22 protein-coding genes are annotated in these 19,018 nt (G+C 63.2%); 7 read left to right on the top strand and 15 right to left on the bottom strand.

From position 1 onward, the window contains the following. Positions 1-102 precede the first annotated feature (102 nt). The 7 genes from PCA31118_RS21765 to PCA31118_RS21735 all read right to left on the bottom strand — a co-directional run bounded on the left by PCA31118_RS21765 (position 103) and on the right by PCA31118_RS21735 (position 5,893). Positions 103-417 carry a VOC family protein gene (locus PCA31118_RS21765; RefSeq protein WP_150627087.1) on the bottom strand — a complete coding sequence of 105 codons (315 nt, stop codon included), beginning with the start codon at positions 415-417 and terminating at the stop codon, positions 103-105. A gap of 273 nt (positions 418-690) precedes the next feature. Then, entirely contained in the window at positions 691-1,200 is a 510-nt protein-coding gene (locus tag PCA31118_RS21760; protein ID WP_150627159.1) for a hypothetical protein, read from the bottom strand. A gap of 187 nt (positions 1,201-1,387) precedes the next feature. After that, entirely contained in the window at positions 1,388-2,158 is a 771-nt protein-coding gene (locus PCA31118_RS21755; RefSeq protein ID WP_150627086.1) for a 3-oxoacyl-ACP reductase, read from the bottom strand. A 196-nt stretch (positions 2,159-2,354) separates the two neighbouring features. Next, positions 2,355-3,089 (bottom strand): YoaK family protein, encoded by a 735-nt coding sequence (locus tag PCA31118_RS21750; RefSeq protein ID WP_150627085.1) that lies wholly within the window; start codon positions 3,087-3,089, stop codon positions 2,355-2,357. Between the two features lie 217 nt (positions 3,090-3,306). Continuing rightward, positions 3,307-4,239 carry a hypothetical protein gene (locus PCA31118_RS21745; protein WP_150627084.1) on the bottom strand — a complete coding sequence of 311 codons (933 nt, stop codon included), beginning with the start codon at positions 4,237-4,239 and terminating at the stop codon, positions 3,307-3,309. A gap of 52 nt (positions 4,240-4,291) precedes the next feature. Beyond that, entirely contained in the window at positions 4,292-5,140 is an 849-nt protein-coding gene (locus tag PCA31118_RS21740; RefSeq protein WP_150627083.1) for a hypothetical protein, read from the bottom strand. A 114-nt stretch (positions 5,141-5,254) separates the two neighbouring features. Beyond that, a complete protein-coding gene (locus PCA31118_RS21735; protein WP_150627082.1) occupies positions 5,255-5,893 on the bottom strand; it encodes a hypothetical protein in 639 nt (212 codons plus the stop codon). Between the two features lie 297 nt (positions 5,894-6,190). Here PCA31118_RS21735 and PCA31118_RS21730 point away from each other — a divergent pair, with 297 nt between their 5' ends. Then, the gene (locus PCA31118_RS21730; RefSeq protein ID WP_150627081.1) at positions 6,191-6,712 is read left to right on the top strand and encodes a DUF1993 domain-containing protein; all 522 of its coding nucleotides are present in this window, start codon (positions 6,191-6,193) and stop codon (positions 6,710-6,712) included. A gap of 147 nt (positions 6,713-6,859) precedes the next feature. Here the strand turns inward: PCA31118_RS21730 and PCA31118_RS21725 are convergent, their stop codons facing one another. Continuing rightward, complete coding sequence (locus PCA31118_RS21725) at positions 6,860-7,390, bottom strand: GNAT family N-acetyltransferase (protein WP_246190366.1); 531 nt, start codon at positions 7,388-7,390, stop codon at positions 6,860-6,862. Then, complete coding sequence (locus tag PCA31118_RS21720) at positions 7,387-8,076, bottom strand: type 1 glutamine amidotransferase domain-containing protein (protein WP_044456559.1); 690 nt, start codon at positions 8,074-8,076, stop codon at positions 7,387-7,389. The genes PCA31118_RS21725 and PCA31118_RS21720 overlap by 4 nt, the downstream gene beginning before the upstream one ends. 173 nt (positions 8,077-8,249) lie before the next feature. On the opposite strand from PCA31118_RS21720, the gene PCA31118_RS21715 reads away from it, so the two are divergent. Further along, on the top strand, positions 8,250-8,864 hold the full coding sequence (locus PCA31118_RS21715; protein WP_150627080.1) for a glutathione S-transferase: 615 nt from the start codon (positions 8,250-8,252) through the stop codon (positions 8,862-8,864). Between the two features lie 46 nt (positions 8,865-8,910). Here the strand turns inward: PCA31118_RS21715 and PCA31118_RS21710 are convergent, their stop codons facing one another. The 3 genes from PCA31118_RS21710 to PCA31118_RS21700 form a co-directional block, all read right to left on the bottom strand. Beyond that, positions 8,911-9,672 (bottom strand): ABC transporter permease, encoded by a 762-nt coding sequence (locus PCA31118_RS21710; RefSeq protein ID WP_150627079.1) that lies wholly within the window; start codon positions 9,670-9,672, stop codon positions 8,911-8,913. Between the two features lie 8 nt (positions 9,673-9,680). Then, positions 9,681-10,610 carry an ABC transporter ATP-binding protein gene (locus PCA31118_RS21705; RefSeq protein WP_150627078.1) on the bottom strand — a complete coding sequence of 310 codons (930 nt, stop codon included), beginning with the start codon at positions 10,608-10,610 and terminating at the stop codon, positions 9,681-9,683. A 151-nt stretch (positions 10,611-10,761) separates the two neighbouring features. Next, a complete protein-coding gene (locus tag PCA31118_RS21700; protein ID WP_150627077.1) occupies positions 10,762-11,190 on the bottom strand; it encodes a VOC family protein in 429 nt (142 codons plus the stop codon). A 248-nt stretch (positions 11,191-11,438) separates the two neighbouring features. Between PCA31118_RS21700 and PCA31118_RS21695 the strand changes: the two genes are divergently transcribed. After that, positions 11,439-12,092 (top strand): TetR/AcrR family transcriptional regulator, encoded by a 654-nt coding sequence (locus PCA31118_RS21695; RefSeq protein WP_150627076.1) that lies wholly within the window; start codon positions 11,439-11,441, stop codon positions 12,090-12,092. A gap of 14 nt (positions 12,093-12,106) precedes the next feature. Here PCA31118_RS21695 and PCA31118_RS21690 read toward each other — a convergent pair whose 3' ends face one another. After that, on the bottom strand, positions 12,107-13,033 hold the full coding sequence (locus PCA31118_RS21690; RefSeq protein WP_150627075.1) for a LysR family transcriptional regulator: 927 nt from the start codon (positions 13,031-13,033) through the stop codon (positions 12,107-12,109). A 301-nt stretch (positions 13,034-13,334) separates the two neighbouring features. Here PCA31118_RS21690 and PCA31118_RS21685 point away from each other — a divergent pair, with 301 nt between their 5' ends. Continuing rightward, positions 13,335-14,093 carry an SDR family NAD(P)-dependent oxidoreductase gene (locus PCA31118_RS21685; protein ID WP_150627074.1) on the top strand — a complete coding sequence of 253 codons (759 nt, stop codon included), beginning with the start codon at positions 13,335-13,337 and terminating at the stop codon, positions 14,091-14,093. Between the two features lie 28 nt (positions 14,094-14,121). Here the strand turns inward: PCA31118_RS21685 and PCA31118_RS21680 are convergent, their stop codons facing one another. After that, complete coding sequence (locus PCA31118_RS21680) at positions 14,122-15,060, bottom strand: DMT family transporter (protein WP_150627073.1); 939 nt, start codon at positions 15,058-15,060, stop codon at positions 14,122-14,124. After that, positions 15,053-15,556 carry an Lrp/AsnC family transcriptional regulator gene (locus PCA31118_RS21675; RefSeq protein WP_150627072.1) on the bottom strand — a complete coding sequence of 168 codons (504 nt, stop codon included), beginning with the start codon at positions 15,554-15,556 and terminating at the stop codon, positions 15,053-15,055. The genes PCA31118_RS21680 and PCA31118_RS21675 overlap by 8 nt, the downstream gene beginning before the upstream one ends. Before the next feature lie 336 nt (positions 15,557-15,892). Between PCA31118_RS21675 and PCA31118_RS27435 the strand changes: the two genes are divergently transcribed. From PCA31118_RS27435 to PCA31118_RS21665, 3 genes are all read left to right on the top strand, one after another. Continuing rightward, positions 15,893-16,108, top strand: coding sequence for a hypothetical protein (locus PCA31118_RS27435; protein WP_246190365.1), 216 nt, complete (start codon positions 15,893-15,895; stop codon positions 16,106-16,108). Continuing rightward, on the top strand, positions 16,105-18,093 hold the full coding sequence (locus tag PCA31118_RS21670) for a TonB-dependent siderophore receptor (protein WP_246190364.1): 1,989 nt from the start codon (positions 16,105-16,107) through the stop codon (positions 18,091-18,093). The genes PCA31118_RS27435 and PCA31118_RS21670 overlap by 4 nt, the downstream gene beginning before the upstream one ends. A 156-nt stretch (positions 18,094-18,249) precedes the next feature. Then, positions 18,250-18,834 (top strand): TetR/AcrR family transcriptional regulator, encoded by a 585-nt coding sequence (locus PCA31118_RS21665; protein WP_150627071.1) that lies wholly within the window; start codon positions 18,250-18,252, stop codon positions 18,832-18,834. The last annotated feature ends 184 nt before the right edge of the window (positions 18,835-19,018 follow it).

Here is a 19,018-nt window from a genome sequence, read left to right as displayed (position 1 = left end):
TCGGATAGCGTTCTGAGGCCCAAGCGGCACGCACTGTACGTGCATGCGTGCGCGCGGCGGGCGAGGGGAGAAAGGGGGATTGCGGTCCCCCTTTCGCTTGGGTCAGTCGCGAACCGCTACCCCGTAAGTGCTCACTATGCGACGGTCCTGCTCGGCGGCGGAGAACGCTTCCCACAGCAGGCCGTTGCAGTCGGTGCTGCTCGAATACCCGGGCGTGTCGTCGTCCTCGAAGCCAACATGTCGCAATTCGCCCGCGCGCGACGGCGATTGATTGATCGAGAAGTTGAGCAAGTCGGTGCGCCACATGGCGTACGCTCCTGGCACCACGGCCGACGGCGGCTGGCCGAGGCGGGCGGAGTAATCGGTGATGGATTCGTCGAGATCGCGCACGGCAAGCGCGATGTGAAAACGTTTCATGAGGTCTCCTGACGTCTCGGATGTGTTGTCTCGGATGTGTTGTCTCGGATGTGTTGGCAAAGACTCGCAAATGCCCGCATGCCCGCGAAGACACCGTGCAGTGTGAGCGCCCGCTTGCACGATGCGTGTCCTTTGCGAACGTTCGGCGGCACGGTGTCCTCGTCGGTGAGGCACATCTTAGGTGGTGTCGGGAAGGGCAGCCAGACGGGCAGTTATCCCGGTATCCGCAGTGATGGGATAGACAGGCGAGCGCGATCAGCGGTGAGCGGGCGCTTACTGGGGGCGTTGGAAGTCGTTGTCGATCCAGGCGCGGGCGCTGTTGCGCGAGAGCTTGAACGACGGTGGCACCTTGACCGTGGCGATGGTCTCGCCAAACCGGTCGATGGCGCTCAGCATGGCGTAGGGATCGTAGTCGTCCGGCACAATGTCCAGCGTGACCTCGATGTCGCCATCCGGACCATCGACGCTTACCCGTTTGTGCAACTGTGCACGCAGTTGCTGCTCGTGACGTCGCAACACCTCGGCGGCCGTTTTCACCAGCGTGTGGAAGGCGTTGACGTCGAGCGGTTTCGGACTCTTCTTGTCACGCCCCATCGTCCACGGGCCCACGAGGGCCGGTTCCGACTCGCCGTCCTTGAACATGGCGACGGCCCAGCCGTCGTCTTCCTCGTTCTTGACGACCTTCGCCGTCCACCCGTCGTCGCGCCAAAGGCGGTCTTCGTGGATGGTGTCCTGATGATCGGTGGCGTCGTCAGCGTCTGGAACGTCGGGAACGTCTGGAATGTCGGCAGGGATGACGGAAGAGGCGGTCACTGTCTGATGTCGGGGCTTGGGGATAAGAGAAAGGCGCGGCTTCGCCGGGTCGGAAACGGAAGCGGGCGCTTACAAAGGTCGCAATTTTACCGCGTCCGGCCAATGCATGGACGCGTTCAGCGCATTGCGTAGGGACGCTGCCTCGTCGCGCCGGCCTTCAGCCTTTCACCAGCCCGCCGTCGACGATGAGGTTCTGCCCCGTGACGGCGCGCGCCCATGGGCTGAGGAAGTACAACACCGCGTCGGCGAACTCCTCGGGCGTGGTGACCCGGCGCAGCGGCGTGAGGCCGGCGATCAGATCGAACACGGCTTCAGGCGTTGCCGAACTGGCGTCCGTCACGCGCAGCAAGCCGCCCGAGACCATGTTGACGGTAATGCCGTCCGGGCCCAGATCATTGGCCGCGGTGCGCGTGAGCGAGAGCAGGGCAGCCTTGGCGGTCGTGTAATCGTGGTACGGCACCACCGGGTTCTGGAACAGGTTGGTGCCCACGTTCACGATGCGTCCGAAACCGGCTTCGCGCATGCCCGGCAGGGCGGCCTGCATCGTATTGAGTGCGCCTTTGACGGCCCCTTCGAGTTGCTGCGCGAAACGCGTCCACGAAATGTCGGCCAGCTTGGGACGGGCATCGCCGTCGAAGCGGAAGTCGGCAAGCGCATTGTTGACGACGGAGACGATCGGCGCGCCGGTGCGCTCGCGCGCTTGCGCGAAAAGACGGGCGACGGCTGCGGCGTCGGTCACGTCGGCCTGCAAGGCGATCGCACGCTGGCCGAGCGCACCGAGCGAGTCGACGAGTTCGCGCGCGGCTACATCGCTACGCAGATAGTTGATGACGACGCCAGCGCCTTCCTGCGCAACGGCGCGCGTGATGGCGGCGCCTAGCCCTCGGGCCCCACCGGTGACGAGGACCCACTGAGAATCGAGCTTCATGACAAATTCCTGTGACGTTTGCGGCCCGCCCGCAGCGAGTGCGCGGCAATTCGGCAATTCCGCAATTGGCCGGTGTGCGACATCGACGGATGCCGACCCTGCATCAGCGTGCATCGGCGTGCATTAGCGTGTGTCGGCGAACGCCGGCGGGCGTGAAAGACCCGCATTATCGCGCAGGTGCGCACTCACGGTGGCCTTACTCGTTGGCGATCGCGAGCGCGACGAGCAGCACAACGGGCAGCAGCACACACCAGAACCCGGCGCCGTGATAGGCGAAGCCGCCGAAGATGGCGCCCACGGCGAACGCCGCCAACGCGGGCAGCATCTTGCGCAGCCGCGCCTTTGCGGCACTACCGTCGCCGCTGTTGCCGCTCGCGAGCTCGACCATGTCGATCACGATCTGCGTGGTGTTGCCCGTCATGATGGTGGTGGGGGCGAGATCGGAGAGCACGAGCCGTCCGATCGCGTTCTGAATCGCGAGCGCGGCCACGCCGAACATGCCGGAGAGGATCGCGAGCGGGGCGTCGGCCGAGACGATCGGCTGCGCCGCCATGCCCACAACCATGAATCCCAGCAGCAATACCGTCTGTACGACGAGCAGGAGTCGCAGCGGGCGCCGGTCGGTGTTCGCGAAGCCCTGCACGATGACCTTGACCATCGCGACGAAGATCACGAACACGGGCAACGCGAGCAGCTTCGCGACGACACCGACATGCGTGCTTGCCACGAGCTGCACGCCTATCATGACGAAGTTGCCGGTCACGTGTGCCGTGAAGAGCCCGAAGAGCGCGATGAAGCCGACGACGTCGACGTAGCCCGCCACGAAGGCGAGCGTCATGCCGATGGCAGCGGGTTTCGAAAAGTGACCGACCCATGCGCGCGCGAGTGTGGCGGCTTCGGTCGCAGAGGGGATATGGCGGGGGGAACCCATGGCAGCTCCTGTGTCGGCATGCGTGGCGAATGTTGCGCCCCCTTGCAGGGCAGACAGCGCAAAACCGGGAAGCCCTGGACGCCGATGGAGCATATCATCTGTCCACGACGCAGGGCTTCCCGTCGACCCGCCATGGTGCAACGCGCCGACGCCTGGCGGCCACCGTCCGAACGTCTTATTGCGCCTTATGGTGTCTTATTGCTTTCGTTGCCGCCGATCAGGACGGAAGATCCGTCGCGCCTGCTACACCCCCGGCGACACCCCCGACAACATTCCCGATAGCGGCTTCGGCATCACTGTCGACGGGCATGCGGTTGTGGCGCAGCGAGGTATTGAGCGGCAGATTGAGCGCGAGCCAAACGCGTATGAATGCGTCGCGATCACGGCTCATTTGCGTGGTCAGGCGCACCAGCCCACCGGCATAGCTGCCAGCGACTCCGGCGATCTGGCGCAAGTCCTCGTCGGGTGCGTCGATACCGCTGAGCAGCGTTTGCGTGACGACCTCTGCGACGGCGTCGGCCAGCGCATCGTGCTCGTCGTTGCCTTGCATGCCGATGAGCCCCAACGCATTGACGAGGGCCGGCTTACGATTCAGATCCGGCAATTGCCAGCGCAACGACTCGAATATTACCTCGGCGTTCAGCGCGACATCGTCGGTGCCGGTCATGCGCAGCGCACGTTCGGCAAGCGCGTTCAGGCAGGAGTTGCCCAGGTCACTCAGGACAGGCGTGTCGCGATAGTGCAGGGACAACAACAGTCGCGCCATGTCGGGCGCCGACTGCTGCGTGAGGCGCTGGCTTAGCCAGTCGTTCGGCGCATCGAACGCGTAGTCGCCCACCCGGAAGCAGGGCGCCTTGTTCTCCTCGACATGCCACGTCAATTTGCCGCGGTCCTGAGGGGCGACGTATTCGAGCAGTCTGGCGAACGCGTCGAACTGTGCCTCGGGCGACGTGGGATGTGCCAATTGATGCAGCGCGCTTTTCGCCGCCTCGGCGTGGGTGCCGAAGAACCAGTCCTTGATTTTTCCCCAGAGGCTGGTCAGCGCGTCGGCGTCGTGGGTCGTCGTGCATGTCTCGACAGTCTTTGCGTCGAGCACGCAGCCGTACCCGCCACTCAGACTGAGCGTGATATTCGGAATGGGCGTTGCCATCTTGATGGCTCCTTGAGATGACGGACGGGGGATTCGGTCGGCGTCGACGCTGTCATGCAAGCGGTCGCATCGAAGCGCTTCCGGCGCTTCCACCGCTGCCCGGTGCGGCATTGCGCTTCACTTGCTGATGCTCGTGGAACAGGTCCGTCGTCACGACCATGACGTTCTGCGCCATGCCGCCCATGGTGTCGGCGCCCTGCGTCGACTCGCCATCGGCGGACTCGATGAGGTAAAGCCCCATCGATCGCCACTGGGCCGCAACCGCTTCCCCGAGACTGCGCGACAGTTCGCAGTCTTCGTCGTTACGGTGCATACCGATGAATTCCAGCGCGTCCCTGAGCAGGGGCGCGTCGCGAAGAAAGTCGGTATGGGCGTCCATGTCGACGTACACGACATCGTCGTCGTCCTCCGGTGTCATGGTCGGGCGCGCTTGCGGGGCGGCGCTGACATCGATCTGGAGGAACGTCAGCAACAGCGGCGTTTCCCGGTGATGGGTAGCCAGCAGCATGCGGGCCATGTCCGGCGTACTCAGCTGCATCGGTGTGCGCGCCGACCAATCCTTCGCCGACGCAATCACGGTGTCGCCGATCATGAAGTAGGGGGCCTCGCCCTCTCCGGCACACCACTTCAACTGATCGCGGTGCTCCGGCCTGACATGGCCGATCAGGTCGAGGAAAGCGCCGATCTGCGCACTGACCGAGGTCGTCGTCGCCATCGTGTGGATGGCTGTGGTGGCGGCCACCTTGTGGGTGCCCAGAAACCAGTCCTTGATCCGCTCCCACAACGTGTTCAACTGGTATTGAATATCGTTCTTCGTGCAAGCGGCGACGGTGTCCGCGCTGAGGCTGCGCGGCACGAGACCGAGCAGACCGATCGAGGGCGTTGCCGGTGAAACTGACATCGGTGGGGCTCCTTTGGGTTGTCATGTTGCGCTCATGTTGCGCTCATGTTGCGCATTGGGGGGGGCGATTGACGGGGGGGGCTATCGCACGAGTTCCGTTCTGACGGCCGTGCGTCAGTGACGATCGTTCATCGCCCGGACCAGACGCACCAGGTTCTCGACGTTACGTTCCATTCTCGGAGCGAACAGCACGCCGTCCGACGCCGCAAGTTGCTCCTTCAGCGTGTCCTTGACCGCCTGAGGCGATTCCTGATGCAGCCCGATGACTTGCAGCGCATCGAGCAGCGCCGGAAGCCCTCTCATTTCCACGTCGCGCGCCTGCATTTCGTGAAAGAACGCGACACTTTTCGGTGGACTCGTCACCTTTTCAATATGGAGTCCAAAATGCTCCGGCGTTGCCAGCGCCTGCGACTCTCCGACGCGAATTGTGCGCAACATCCGGCACTTCGCATCGAGACTCAATGGCATGACATCTTTCATGAAATTCTGCGTATCGTTGGCCATAGGGAAGTCGTTATCGCCGATCTGAAAACCGACGACCTGCTGGGCGTCTAGCCTCCACGACACACGATGAAGGTCCCCCGGATCGATGCAGCTCACGACCACGTTGAATGCTCTGATTTGATCGCTGAATTCGCTGGCGTTGGCCAGCGTGTAGATCGCGTGCTTGACGTCACTCTTGTGGGTGCCGAGAAAGTAATCTTTCAGGCGGCTCCACAGGCTGTCCAGCGCCTTCTCGTTCGCGGCGTACATGCACTTCACGATCGTCTCATCGCTCAATGAGCGCGTATGGTTGCCGTTCGATGAGGTGAGGGTCAGCGGACTCGTCATACTGCAGGATCCTTTTCCGGTTTGAGCGTTTCGGGAGACGTTCGGAGCGGGACTTGCAAAGGGATGTCCCATCGCGAACGATAGGATTTTCCCTAGAGGAAGCCCTCTTGTATTTCAGGAATCGCTTCGGTGCGCGGCAGGAATTCGGGGGCGCTGATAGCATGGATGCGTATCACGCCCCCGCGTGCTACGTGCTATGCCATCTTCGAGGAGTTCCCGATGTCGATTTCCCTTTACCGCGCCACCATTCCCGTCTATCTGCGCGGCCTGACCGTCATGGCCGACTACATCAAGAAGGCTCGCGCGCACTGCGAAGCCAAAGCCGTCGATCCGGATTCGATTCTCAAGGCCCGACTCGCACCGGACATGCTCGATTTCATCGGGCAGATCCAGCGCGTGAGCGATACGGCGAAATTCGCGGTGGCGCGTCTGACGGGTGTAGAGGCGCCGAAGTTCGAAGACAACGAAACGACGTTCGATCAGCTGCGCGATCGCATCGCCAACACGGAGGCCTTCGTTGCGGGCATTCTGGAAGATCGTTTCGAAGGGGCCGAGTCGCGTCAGGTCACGTTGCGGTTCAAGGCGCATCAGACCACGATGGACGCCGTCGATTACCTGTTCAAGTTTGCGTTGCCGAACTTCTATTTCCACGTGACGACCACGCACGACCTGTTGCGTGCACAAGGCGTGGACGTGGGCAAGACGGATTACCTGGGGCCGTTCGAGATGCAGCCGGTCTGACGCTCGGCGCACACATGCGAGCGCCTGAATGACGAAGGCGGCAGCGACGGTCAATACCTCGTCGGTGCCGCCTTCGGTGCTTTCGCAGACGCACTGCGCCGTTGGCCGGCGCTAAGGTCAATGCACCAATGCACCAATGCACCAGCGTCAGTGCGTGGCGATCGGCAGGTACATGCGGATGTCGTCGCAAAAGCCGTTGCCAACGCGCATGGCATCCGGCTCGCGCCCGATCTCGACGAAGCCGAACGACTGATACAGGGCGATGGCCGCGCGATTGTCGGCGTTGACCTGCAAGGTGATGTGGCGCAGCCCGGGCTGAGAGCGCGCAAGGGCGAGTGCGGCTTCGAGCAGCCTTCGCCCGACGCCTCGCCCCGTGGCGCTCGCCTGAACGTACATGCCCCACAGAAAGCCCACATGCGCGAAATTTCTGCGGGTTTGGCGTCCCAACCCGAGCACCCCGATGAGCCGTTCGTCTTCGAAGGCGCCGAAGACGCCGGCGTCCGGGCGCGCGGTCAGCCATTCGCGCACACGCTCGACCGGCCAGTCTTTCTCTTCCTCGTAGCTCGATCCGAACGCTTCCGGGTGCGCTTGCAATCCCGCGAGACGCAGCGCCTGAAACGCCAGCGCGTCGGTGGGAACGAGGCGCCGGATGTCCACGGCTGCCGAGGGTTGTCTCATGGCAGACGCGGCTCCATCATCGCGAGCACCGTGCGCGCCGCCTCTTCCGAAGACGCCGGATTCTGACCCGTCACCAGACGCCCATCGCCGACGACGTGCGATTCCCAGTTGCCCGCCTTCTCATACAGGCCGCCCAGACGCCTGAGTTCGTCCTCGACCAGAAACGGCACCACGTCGGTCAGGCCGACGGCTGCTTCTTCATCGTTGGTAAAGCCGGTCACATGGCGTCCGCGCACGAGCGGCTCGCCGTTGGCCGCGCGCACCTGACGCAGCACCCCCGGCGCGTGGCAGACGAAACCGATGGGCTTGCCTGCGCGCTCGAAGGCTTCGATCAGATGAATGGAGTGCGGGTCTTGCGCCAGATCCCAGAGCGGGCCGTGGCCGCCAGGGTAGAAGACGGCGTCGTAGTCGTCCGCGTTCACGTCCGCCAGCCTCAGCGTATTGGCAAGTGCCGTCTTGGCTTCCGTGTCGTCGCGAAAGCGTCGGGTGGCTTCCGTCTGGGCGTCGGGCTCGTCGCTCTTCGGGTCGAGCGGCGGTTGGCCGCCGGCCGGCGATGCGAGCGTGACGGCAAGCCCTTCGTCGATGAACACGTAGTAAGGCGAGGCGAATTCTTCGAGCCAGAAGCCGGTCTTCTTGCCCGTGTCGCCGAGGCGGTCGTGCGAGGTCAGAACCATCAGGATGTTCATGAAACGTCTCCCTGTCGAATCGGCCATGCGGTCCATTCTACCCGTCATGTATCATCGGCGAAACCGGTCACAAGGCGTCTGCAAGCCGTCCACGGGCCGCCTGCACGTTGCCCGTACGCCGCCCATGAGCCGTCCATAATCCGTCCATAAGCGCGATAACAAGGAGAAAAGAGATGCAGTTGATAGGAATGCTGGATTCCCCGTATGTTCGCCGTACTGCAATTTGTCTGAAGTTGCTGGGCCTGCCTTTCGAGCACCGACCCTTGTCGGTATTCCGGACGTTCGACGAGTTCGCCAGCATCAACCCCGTGGTGAAGGCGCCCACGCTCGTGACCGACGACGGTACGGTGCTGATGGACTCCACGCTGATCCTGCAGTACCTCGAATCGCTGGTCGATCCTGCGCAGCGGCTGGTGCCTGTCGACCCGGCGGCGCATGTGCGTTCGCTGCGTCTGACCGGACTGGCGCTCGCGGCATGCGAGAAGTCCGTGCAACTCGTGTACGAGCGTGAATTGCGTCCGAGCGAAAAGCGCCATGCGCCGTGGACAGATCGCGTGCGCACGCAGGTCCGTGCGGCGTTTCATGCGTTGGAAAAGGAACTGGCGCAGGTGCCGGTCGTGGCAACGCCCGACCAGATCGGCGAGCACGGTGTCACGATCGCCGTGGCGTGGCGTTTCCATCAAATGATGCTGCCGGAAATCGATTTCAGCCGCGACTTTCCGGAGATTGAAAAGTTTGCGGCGCAGGCCGAAGCCTTGCCGGCGTTTCGCGAAACGCCGCCGGTGTAAGCGCGGGGGAACCGCGCCGGGCGACCCCCGGCGCGATCATGAGCCGTCAGCTCTTGAGTCGGTAGCCCGTCTTGAACATCCACGCCACGATGGCGAGGAAGATCGCGAGGAACAGCAGCGTCATACCGAGACTTACGGCTACGCTCACGTCCGCCAACCCGTAAAAGCTCCAGCGAAAACCGCTGATGAGATACACGACCGGATTGAACAGGGTGACCGCGCGCCAGAACGGCGGCAGGATGCTCGTCGAATAGAAGCTGCCACCGAGGAACGTCAACGGCGTGATGATGAGCAAGGGCACGAGTTGCAGCTTCTCGAAGCCATCCGCCCAGATCCCGATAATGAAGCCGAGCAGACTGAACGTGACCGCCGTGAGCACCAGAAAGAAAATCATCCAGAGCGGATGCTCGATGCGCAGCGGCACGAACAGGGCGGCCGTGCCGAGCATGATGACCCCGAGAATGATCGATTTCGTGGCCGCAGCGCCCACATAGGCGCACACGATTTCCATGTACGACACAGGCGCCGACAGCACCTCGTAGATCGTGCCGGTGAAGCGCGGAAAATAGATGCCGAACGAGGCGTTCGTCACGCTCTGCGTGAGCAGCGAGAGCATGATGAGGCCCGGCACGATGAACGCGCCGTAAGGCACGCCCTCGATTTCCGGAATGCGCGAACCGATGGCCGCGCCAAAAACCACAAAGTACAGCGAGGTCGAGATGACCGGCGAGATGATGCTCTGCATCAGCGTGCGACGCGTGCGCGCCATCTCGAAGTTGTAAATCGCCCTGACAGCGTAAAGATTCATGGCGCGGCTCATCCTTCTTTCTTGTGCACGAGCGAGACGAAAATGTCTTCGAGCGAGCTTTGCGTCGTGTGCAGGTCCTTGACCGAAATCCCGGCACGTTCCATGTCGCGCAGCAAGGCGGCGATGGACGTCTGCTCGATATTGGCGTCGTACGTGAGCACGAGTTCGCTACCGTTCTCACTAAGTGTGAGGCCGTAACCGGCAAGCGCTTCGGGCACCGCAGGAATCGGCTCGGTCAGTTGCAGCGAGAGCTGTTTGCTGCCCATGTGACGCATCAGTTCGGTCTTTTCCTGCACGAGCGTGATTTGCCCGCCGGTAATGATGCCCACGCGGTCGGCCATTTCCTCGGCCTCTTCGATGTAGTGCGTGGTGAGGATCACCGTCACGCCGGTCTCGCGCAGCGATTGCACGAGACGCCACATGTCGCGGCGCAATTCCACGTCGACCCCGGCGGTCGGCTCGTCGAGAAACAGCACGCGTGGTTCGTGCGAGAGCGCCTTGGCGATCAGCACGCGTCGCTTCATGCCGCCCGACAGTTGCATGATGCGGCTGTCCTTCTTCTCCCACAGCGAGAGCGAGCGCAGGACTTTTTCGATGTAAGCGGGATTCGCCGGCTTGCCGAACAGGCCGCGCGAGAAAGAGACGGTGGCCCACACCGATTCGAACGAATCGGTGGTCAGCTCCTGCGGCACGAGGCCGATGGCTTCACGCGCGGCACGGTAGTCCGTGACGATGTCGTGTCCGTCGACGGTGACCGTGCCTTCGCTGGCGCGCACGATGCCGCAAATGATGCTGATGAGGGTCGTTTTGCCGGCGCCGTTCGGGCCGAGCAGGGCGAAGATCTCGCCGCGCTGGATTTCCAGGTCGATATTCTTGAGCGCCTGGAAACCTGTCGCGTACGTCTTCGACAGATTTTTGATTGAGATCACGGATGGCATGGCGGCGACGATAGCACAGGCGTGACGAACTTGTCGGACACGTTCGGCGACGCAAAAAATGCGGGCGTTGGGACCGCCGTCGATCCCGAACCCGCATGTTCGGCGTGCTTCGGCGCGGTATCCCGCAGCCGAAGATACCCGCGCTTGCGCCTTAGCCCTTGGGCATTTCCTTCGGCACGATCACCATCCAGTTCATGCCGAAACGATCCTTGACCATACCGAACGTTTTGGCGAAGAACGTCTCTCCCAGCGGCATGTTGATCTCGCCGCCTTCGGCCAGTGCGCGAAACGCCTTTTCGGCGGCGGCGACTTCGGTGAAATCCACCGATAGCGCGAAGCCTTCGAACTTCGGCTTGCCGCTCGCCATGCCATCGGAGGCCATCACCATCGATTCGCCGATGAAGAACTCCCCGTGCATGATCTTGTTTTCGCTGCCCGGCGGCAGCATGCCTTCGGGGCAAGACTCCGGGCTTTCGCCATACCGCATCAGCATGCCGGGCTTTGCCCCCAGCGTCTTGACATAAAAATCGATCGCTTCTTCACAACGGCCTTCGAAAAACAGATAGGAATGAACTTGCATGGAGCGCTCCTCGATGTGTCGGAATCAAAAGGGGCCGGAAGGGGTTAGGGAGTGACGGCACCCGGCCAGGAACCTGTCATCGGTCCCACGTCGTCGATACCTCGGTACATAGACACACCATAGTGCCTCTGCTGCCGGGTCGCGAATGTGACGTCGTCCACGGACCGATGACGCAGTGCAACTTGCCTTTGTGGACAGTGTACACAAACAATAGCAGACATAATGGACACTGTCCACAAGAGGTAGTCATGTCAGAACAAGAAACAACGTCCGGCCCGGTGCGCGCGACATACCGTCACGGTGACCTGCGTCGGGCATTGCTGGAAGCGGGGATTGCGCTGGCGCGCGACGGCGGTCCGGATGCAGTGATCCTACGGGAAGCGACGCGCCGCGCCGGGGTCGTTCCCAACGCCGCGTATCGGCACTTCGCGAATCGTCAGGATTTGCTCGACGCGGTGCGCGCTGCGGCGCTTGCCGAACTGGCGGTGGCCATCGAACACGAGCAGGCGACGATCGACGCGACGTCGCTGCCCGATGGCGCGGCACGCTCACGCGCCGTGTTGCGAGCAGTGGGTATCGGCTATCTGCATTTCGCGCGACGCGAGCCGGGGTTGTTCCGCACGGCGTTTGCACCGTCGGAGAACGTGCGCTCGGCCGGTGGCCCGGAAAAGGCCGGGGCGAGCGGACTGAATCCGTTCGAACTGCTCGGGGCCGCGCTCGACGGTATGGTCGAGGCGGGCATCATCGATGCGGCGCAGCGACCCGGTGCGGAGTATCTGGCGTGGGCGGCCGTGCACGGCCTGTCGGTACTCGTCATCGATGGCCCCTTGCGCGATCTGCCGGATGCCCAGGTCGATGCGCTGGGGCAGCGGCTCGTGGCCATGGTCGAACAGGGACTGTAAGCGGGCCGCCGACCTTATTGCGGCGTTGTCGGGCCGCCGAACGTCGTCAGGCGAGGCGTCAGCAGATCGGCGAGCCAGTTCATGAACGCCTGCACGCGGCGCGGCAGATGTCGGCGGTTGGCATAGAGCAGCGATACCGCCAGCGGCTCCGCCTGAAACTCGGGCATCACCTCGCGCAGCGTGCCATCGGCGAGCAGGGCGCGGACGCCGCCTTCCGGCGCCTGAATCAGGCCGAGCCCGGCAAGGCACGCGGCCTGATAGGCGTCGGCGTTATTGACCGTCAGCACGCCGTCCATCGGCCATTGCGTGTAACGCTCGCCGTCGTGGTACTCCCAGCCCGTCGGGCGGGTACCCAGCGTCGTGGTGTAGTGAATCAGGCGGTGTGCGCTCAGGTCTTGCAGCGTGGCAGGCACGCCGTAGCGTTCGAGGTAAGCCGGACTGGCCACGTTGATCTGACGCATATGGCCGAGCGGTCTTGCAATCAATGTCGATTCGGCAACGGCCCCGACGCGCAGCACGCAATCGAACCCTTCGCGCACGAGATCGACGCGCCGGTCGGTGCTCGACAGCTCTACGCGCAGCGCGGGATGTTGCGCCAGGAACGTCGGCAACTGCGGAATGACGGTCGTGCGCGCGAGCGTTGCCGGCAGATCGACACGGAGGCGTCCCGTGAGCGCCTCGCCGCGCGGCACGAACATCGTTTCCCACTCTTCCATGTCGGCGAGCAGATCCTTGCAGCGCTCGAGGCACGCCTGCCCGTCCTGCGTGAGTTGCACGCGGCGCGTGGTCCGGTGCAGCAGACGCGTGCCAAGCTTCGTTTCGAGTTGCTTGATGGCATTGGACACGCTGGCGCGCGGCAGGCCAAGGCTGTCGGCCGCCTGCGTGAAGCTGCCCGTCTCGGTAACGCGCACGAAGATGCGCATGGCGTCGATCTGATGCATGGCGGCAATCCGGCAATCCGACAATCCGTTGATGCGGATACGTCATTGTTATTGGAATTTGATCAGTGTAATCATATTCGGTGGATTTATTGGTGAAATTCGATGCAATAGCATGTTGAACATACCGCGACATCTGATGTGAGCGTCCCATACGGCGATACGCGACGGGCACGCAACGTGTCCATTCAGGCGCGGCAGACGAGATAGACAGGATGGGCGGCCCGAGTGGCTGTCCGATGTGTTCAACCGGCGCAGCACCGACCCGCGGTGCCCGACGCAAACCGCATTCAGGAGAATCACCATGACCCGCAAGATCGCACTTATTACCGGCGGCAGCCGCGGCCTTGGTCGCGCTTCGGCACTGGCCGTGGCGCAACGAGGCACCGACGTCATCCTTACCTACCGCAGCCAGCGTGCCGAAGCCGAAGCGGTGGTCGCCGAGATCACCAAAATGGGCGCGAATGCCGTGGCGCTCGCGCTGGACGCCTCCGATTCCACTCAGTTCACCCCGTTCGCCGCCGAAGTCAAACGCCTCCTCAAGGAAGTCTGGCAGCGCGATACGTTCGATTTCCTCGTGAACAACGCGGGCACGGGGCTGCACAAGTCGATTGCCGAGACCACGGAAGAGGAGTTCGATTTTCTGGTGAAGTTGCACCTGAAGGGACCGTTCTTTCTCACGCAGACCTTGCTGCCCATGATTGCCGACGGGGGGCGCATTCTTAACGTGTCGAGCGGTCTGGCGCGCTTTACGCTGCCGAATGCGTCGGCGTACGCCATGATGAAGGGAGGCATCGAGGTGTTCTCGCGCTATCTCGCGAAGGAATTGGGGGCGCGCGGCATTCGCGCCAACACGATCGCCCCGGGCGCCATTGCCACGGACTTCAATGGCGGCACGGTGCGCGACAACCAGGGCGTGCATCAGATGGTCGCGAGCAACACCGGGTTGGGGCGCGTGGGCGAAGCCGATGACATCGGTGGTGCCGTGGCGGCATTGCTGAGCGATGAGACGGGCTGGATCAACGGCCAGCGCATCGAAGCCTCGGGCGGCATGTTCCTTTGACGGTCTGCCTGCGTCGCGCGCGAGGGCCTCAATGCGCGGGGCGGCGTGAGCGCATCGAGCCGGACCAGGCAACGGCACCGACGATGCACACGCCGCCGATCGCCATCTTGAGCGTGGGGGCGGTACCGAACAACCCCCACGCGAACGCGATCGCGTAGACCGGTTCGAGCGCAATCACCACGGCCGCCTGACTGGCTTTGACCGCGCGCAGCGCATGAATGAAAAGGGTGTAGGCGAGTGCGGTGCAGACGACGCCCAGGCAGGCGAGCCACCCCCACTGAGCGCCGGGGAGCGCAAGGGCTTCGCGCCATGCGAACGGTGCGAGCACGACGAGAATGCCCAGACACTGCCACCAGCTCGCCTGCAATGGCGACGCGTGTGCGCCGAGCACCCGGTTCGACAGCGCGATGACGGCGTAGAGCGCCCCCGAGAGCACGCCCCACGCCAGCCCGACCGTCGCTCCGGCCTGCCAGTCGAACGCGGGTGTCACGAGCGCAAGACCGAAACAAACGAGCGCGATCACGCCGATGTCTCCCAACGAGGGACGTTCGCGGCGCAGCGGCCACTCCAGCAGGATCACAAACGCCGGAAAGCATGCGAATCCAAGCGTGCCGATGGCCACGCCCCCGGCCTTGATCGCGAGAAAGAAGGCGAGCCAGTGCATCGCGAGCAATACTCCCGCGACCATCAGTCGGCCTGCCGCGCCCACCGAGAGGCCACGCCACGGCGCACCCCCCGAGAGTCGCGCCGCGCCTCGCAGTCCGGCCACACCGGCGAGCGCAATCACGGTGAGCGCGAGCCACGAAAACAGTCCGCGTCCGAAGACGATCAGGGTGCTGCTTGCGGCAATGTGTTCGCCGAACAGGGCCGACGCGCCAAACAGCATCGCCGCCACATGCAGCGCGACCTGTTGACTCGCGCCGCCCGGCGGGGCCGAGGTTGCGCCCGCCTGAGACGTCTCAGGCATCGCCCGCGCTGTCGGGGCCACCGGCGCCGTCCTGACCGGGCACCGGCACAGCCGTGGTGTACATGACCTGCTTGAGCGCGAAGCTCGAACGAATGTTACGGATACCCGGAATTCGCGAGATGCGATCTGTGATGAGCGTTTCGTATGCGGCCATGTCGCTGACCATCACGCGCAGCAGATAGTCGGCGTCGCCCGACATCAGGTAACACTCCATGACGTTGGGCAGCGCGGTCACGGCGGCTTCGAAGGCGTCCAGCCCGTCGCGGTTCTGGTTTTCCAGCGTGACGTGGATGAAGACGTTGATGTGCAGCCCGAGGCGGGACGGATCGAGCAGCGTCACGCGCTGGCGGATATAACCGGCTGTCTCGAGCGCCTTGACGCGCGCGAGACACGGTGAGGGCGACAAACTGACCCGCGAGGCGAGTTCCACGTTGGTGAGGCGGGCGTCGGCTTGCAGCTCCCGCAAAATCTTCAAATCAATGGCGTCGAGTTCCATACCACACTACGCGCGCGCCCCGGATAAGGGTCGGCGTTCCGTTCGATTAGCCGCTCGGTAGGCGACAGTGCCGCGATATTAGCCTATTTGGCTGCGTTGTCGGTGCGGGGGCCACAAGGATCTTCAAAACCAGGCCGAATTGGCGTCGCCGCGTCCCGCCCGGGGTGCCGAAGCGTGTAAGGGACGGAAATGTTGTATTTCGGTGTTGTCCGTGCCAGCGGATGACAACATTTGTTGACGGGCGGCGACGGTTTGCTAATATCCCGATCCTGTGAATGAGAACGTTAACGATTCTCATTAAATAAATAGTTTCTCTAGACACACGGGATTTCAAGCATGTCGTTTGCTCCGGCTTACCGGGCCCGCCGCACTGCGGCTGGCCATCTCGCTGCGCGTCCGCTCGCGCTGGCCGCCTTCCTGACCTTCGCTGCTGTGGGCGCTTCCCCGGTCTTCGCGCAGTCGTCCGCCGAAGCCACGGGGACTGCCGGCACCACCGGCAGCGCGTCCCCGTCGATGCCGCAGCACCCGCGACGCTCAAGGCCACCACGGTGACGGACTCGGCGCTGCGCGAGACGCCGCAGAATCTGAAGCAATCGGTACAGGCCGGCGCGCTGGGTTCGCGCAGCCAGCTCGACACGCCGTTCTCGACCACGGTAGTGAGCCAGGAGCAACTGGAACAGCGTCAACCGGCCAAGCTTGGCGACGTGTTCGTGACCGATGCCTCCGTGACCGACGGCAGCAATGCCTTCGACGCATGGGCCGGCTACATCTATGTGCGCGGCATGCCTATCGACTGGCAATCGGGCTTCAAGCTCGACGGCATGCCTGTCATGACCTACGGCGTGACCATGCCGTACGAACAGTTCGACCGCGTGGAATTGCTCAAGGGGCTCTCGGGCTTCATGTACGGTTTTGTCGCGCCAGGCGGCGTGGTGAACTATGTGACGAAGAAGCCGACGGACGAGCGCGTGGCAAGCATCGACGTCGGCTTCCAGTCCGAAGGCATCTGGCGCGAGCACGTCGATCTTGGCGGTCGCGCCGGTCCCAACGACATGTTCGGTGGGCGACTGAACTACACGCACGAGGAAGGGCGCACCTATACCGACGGCAACCTCAACCGCGATACGGTCTCCGTGGCGCTGGATGCACGCATCACGCCCGACCTCACGTGGAACTTCGGCGCGATGTATCAGGACCGCCGCGCCACGGGCACGTCGCCCTCGCTCTCCACGTTCAGCTTCACCGGCAACCAGTTGCCTGGCCCCATCAACGTATCGAATGCCAACCTGCAAACGCAGGCCACGCACCTGAACACGATCACGCAGTTCTACACGACGGGCCTGCAGTATCAGATCAATCCGGACTGGAAGGTGTCGGCCAACTTCGCCTACAACAAGTCCACGCGCGACCGCAACGAAGCCACGCTGAATCTGCTCAACGGGGCGGGCGACTTCCGTGGCCAGAACGATCTGGGCGACGAGGTCAATACGTTCCATGCGTGGCAAGTGACCGCGGAAGGCAAGGTCCGCACCGGCGCGCTGACGCATCAACTGACGTTCGGATATGCATCGCAATATCAGACGAACGACTATGCGTACGTCTATAGCCCCACCTATACCGGCAACCTGTACCAGGGCACGTCGTACCAGTTCTACGGCGACGGCACACCGCTTCAGGCCCAGCGCTCCAGCGCCATCGAACAGAAGTCGGTCTTTGCATCGGACACCGTGCAGATCACGGATCGCTTCTCGGTGCTGGCCGGCGGGCGCTTCACGAACTATGACCAGACGAACGCACAAGGCGTGTCGACGTATTCGACGAACGGCGTCTTCACGCCGACGCTCGCTGCCCTGTACAAGCTCACACCGAACACGACCGCTTATGTGAGCTACGTGGAAGCGCTCGAGGCCGGTGAAGTGGTCGGTTCGACTTACGCGAACGCCGGGGCCGTGCTCAATCCGTTCAAGAGCCGTCAGTACGAAGTCGGGGTGAAGACGGAGCAGGCGACGTGGAGCACGACGGCGGCGCTCTTCCGCATCGAACGCGGCGCGGTCTACACGAACAGCGCCAACGCGCGCGTGGCCGACGGCCAGTCGATCTATCAGGGCATCGAGCTTGCCGGTTCGGTCAAGTTGGGTCCGCAGTGGACATTGGGTGCGAGCGCCATGGCGCTCGACGCGTGGTACGCACGCACATCCGGCGGCTTCGACGGCAATCGCGTGGGCGGCGCGCCGCGCTTCGTACTCTCGGGCAACGTCGAATACAAGATTCCGTACGTGCCGGGTCTGTCGGTCGGCGGGGACATTCGCTACAACGGCCGCACCGCGCTCAATCCGCAGAACTCGCTGACCGTGTCGGGCTACACGCTGATCAACCTGGGGGCGACGTACCGGACCCGCGTGTCGGGCAAGGACGTGACGTTGCGCGCGGCCGTGAGCAATCTCACCAACCGCAAGTACTGGGAATACCAGTACGACAACTACATCAAGCCCGCCGACCCGCGCATGGTCAGCCTGAACGCGAAGATCGACTTCTGACCGTGTGCCGGGGGCACCGCGTGAGCTTGAGCAGCGGCCTTCGGGCCGCTGTTTCGATTGGGGCGGCGGCTCGGCTATCGACGCCATCGAAAAAATCCATCGACGCTTCGAAAAATACGCTTGACTATCTATCTACTGATAGATAAAGTTCGTCACATGAACCGCACCACGACATCGCCCACTGCACCGACCGTCAGAGAGAAACTGCTGACGCAGGCGCAGACTTTCCTGATGACGCGAGGCTATAACGGCTTCAGTTACCGGGATCTGGCCGAGCGCGTCGGTGTGAAGACGTCGAGCATCCATTACTACTTCCCCGCAAAGGAAGATCTGGTGCTCGAAGCGATCCGGGCTTACGACGCTTTCATCGGAGAAGGGCTGGCGCAAATCGACGAGTCGCTGCCCGCGCCCGAAAAGCTGGCGCGGTACTCGCAGGGGTTCGGGCGCATTGTCGAGGACGGTCACCGGATTTGTCTGTGCGGCATGCTGGCAGCCGATATCGAGACGTTGCCGGAAACGGTGCGCGAGGCCGTGCAGCGATTCTTCGCTTATCACGAAGCGTGGCTCACACGTGTGCTCACGCAGGGTGAGGCGGAAGGGACGCTGAAACTCACGTCGCCGCCCGAGGCGACGGCCCGTGCGCTGTTTGCCGGGTTTCAGGGCAGTGTGATGGCATCCCGATTGTTCCGGGCGCCATCGAGGCTGGAGGATGTGGTCGCGTCGGTGTGCGGCGTAGCTTGAGCCGCAGCCGGTTGGCAGCCTCATGTGGTTAGCCCGATGTGGTTAGCCCCACGCGGTTAGCCCCATGCGGGCAGCCCACGTGGGCAGAGTTATGAAGACAGCATCACTGCGGGAGCAGCGTCTCCCGTTTATTTGTGGTCGTCCATCTATCTATACGTAGATAGATAATGCGGGCAATAGGCAG

Origin of the sequence: Pandoraea captiosa, from assembly GCF_902459775.1 — a bacterium.
In the GTDB taxonomy this organism is placed as follows: Bacteria; Pseudomonadota; Gammaproteobacteria; order Burkholderiales; family Burkholderiaceae; genus Pandoraea; species Pandoraea captiosa.
The sequence above is the reverse complement of the archived record's forward strand: the minus strand, read 5'-3'. Positions and strand labels throughout refer to the sequence as shown.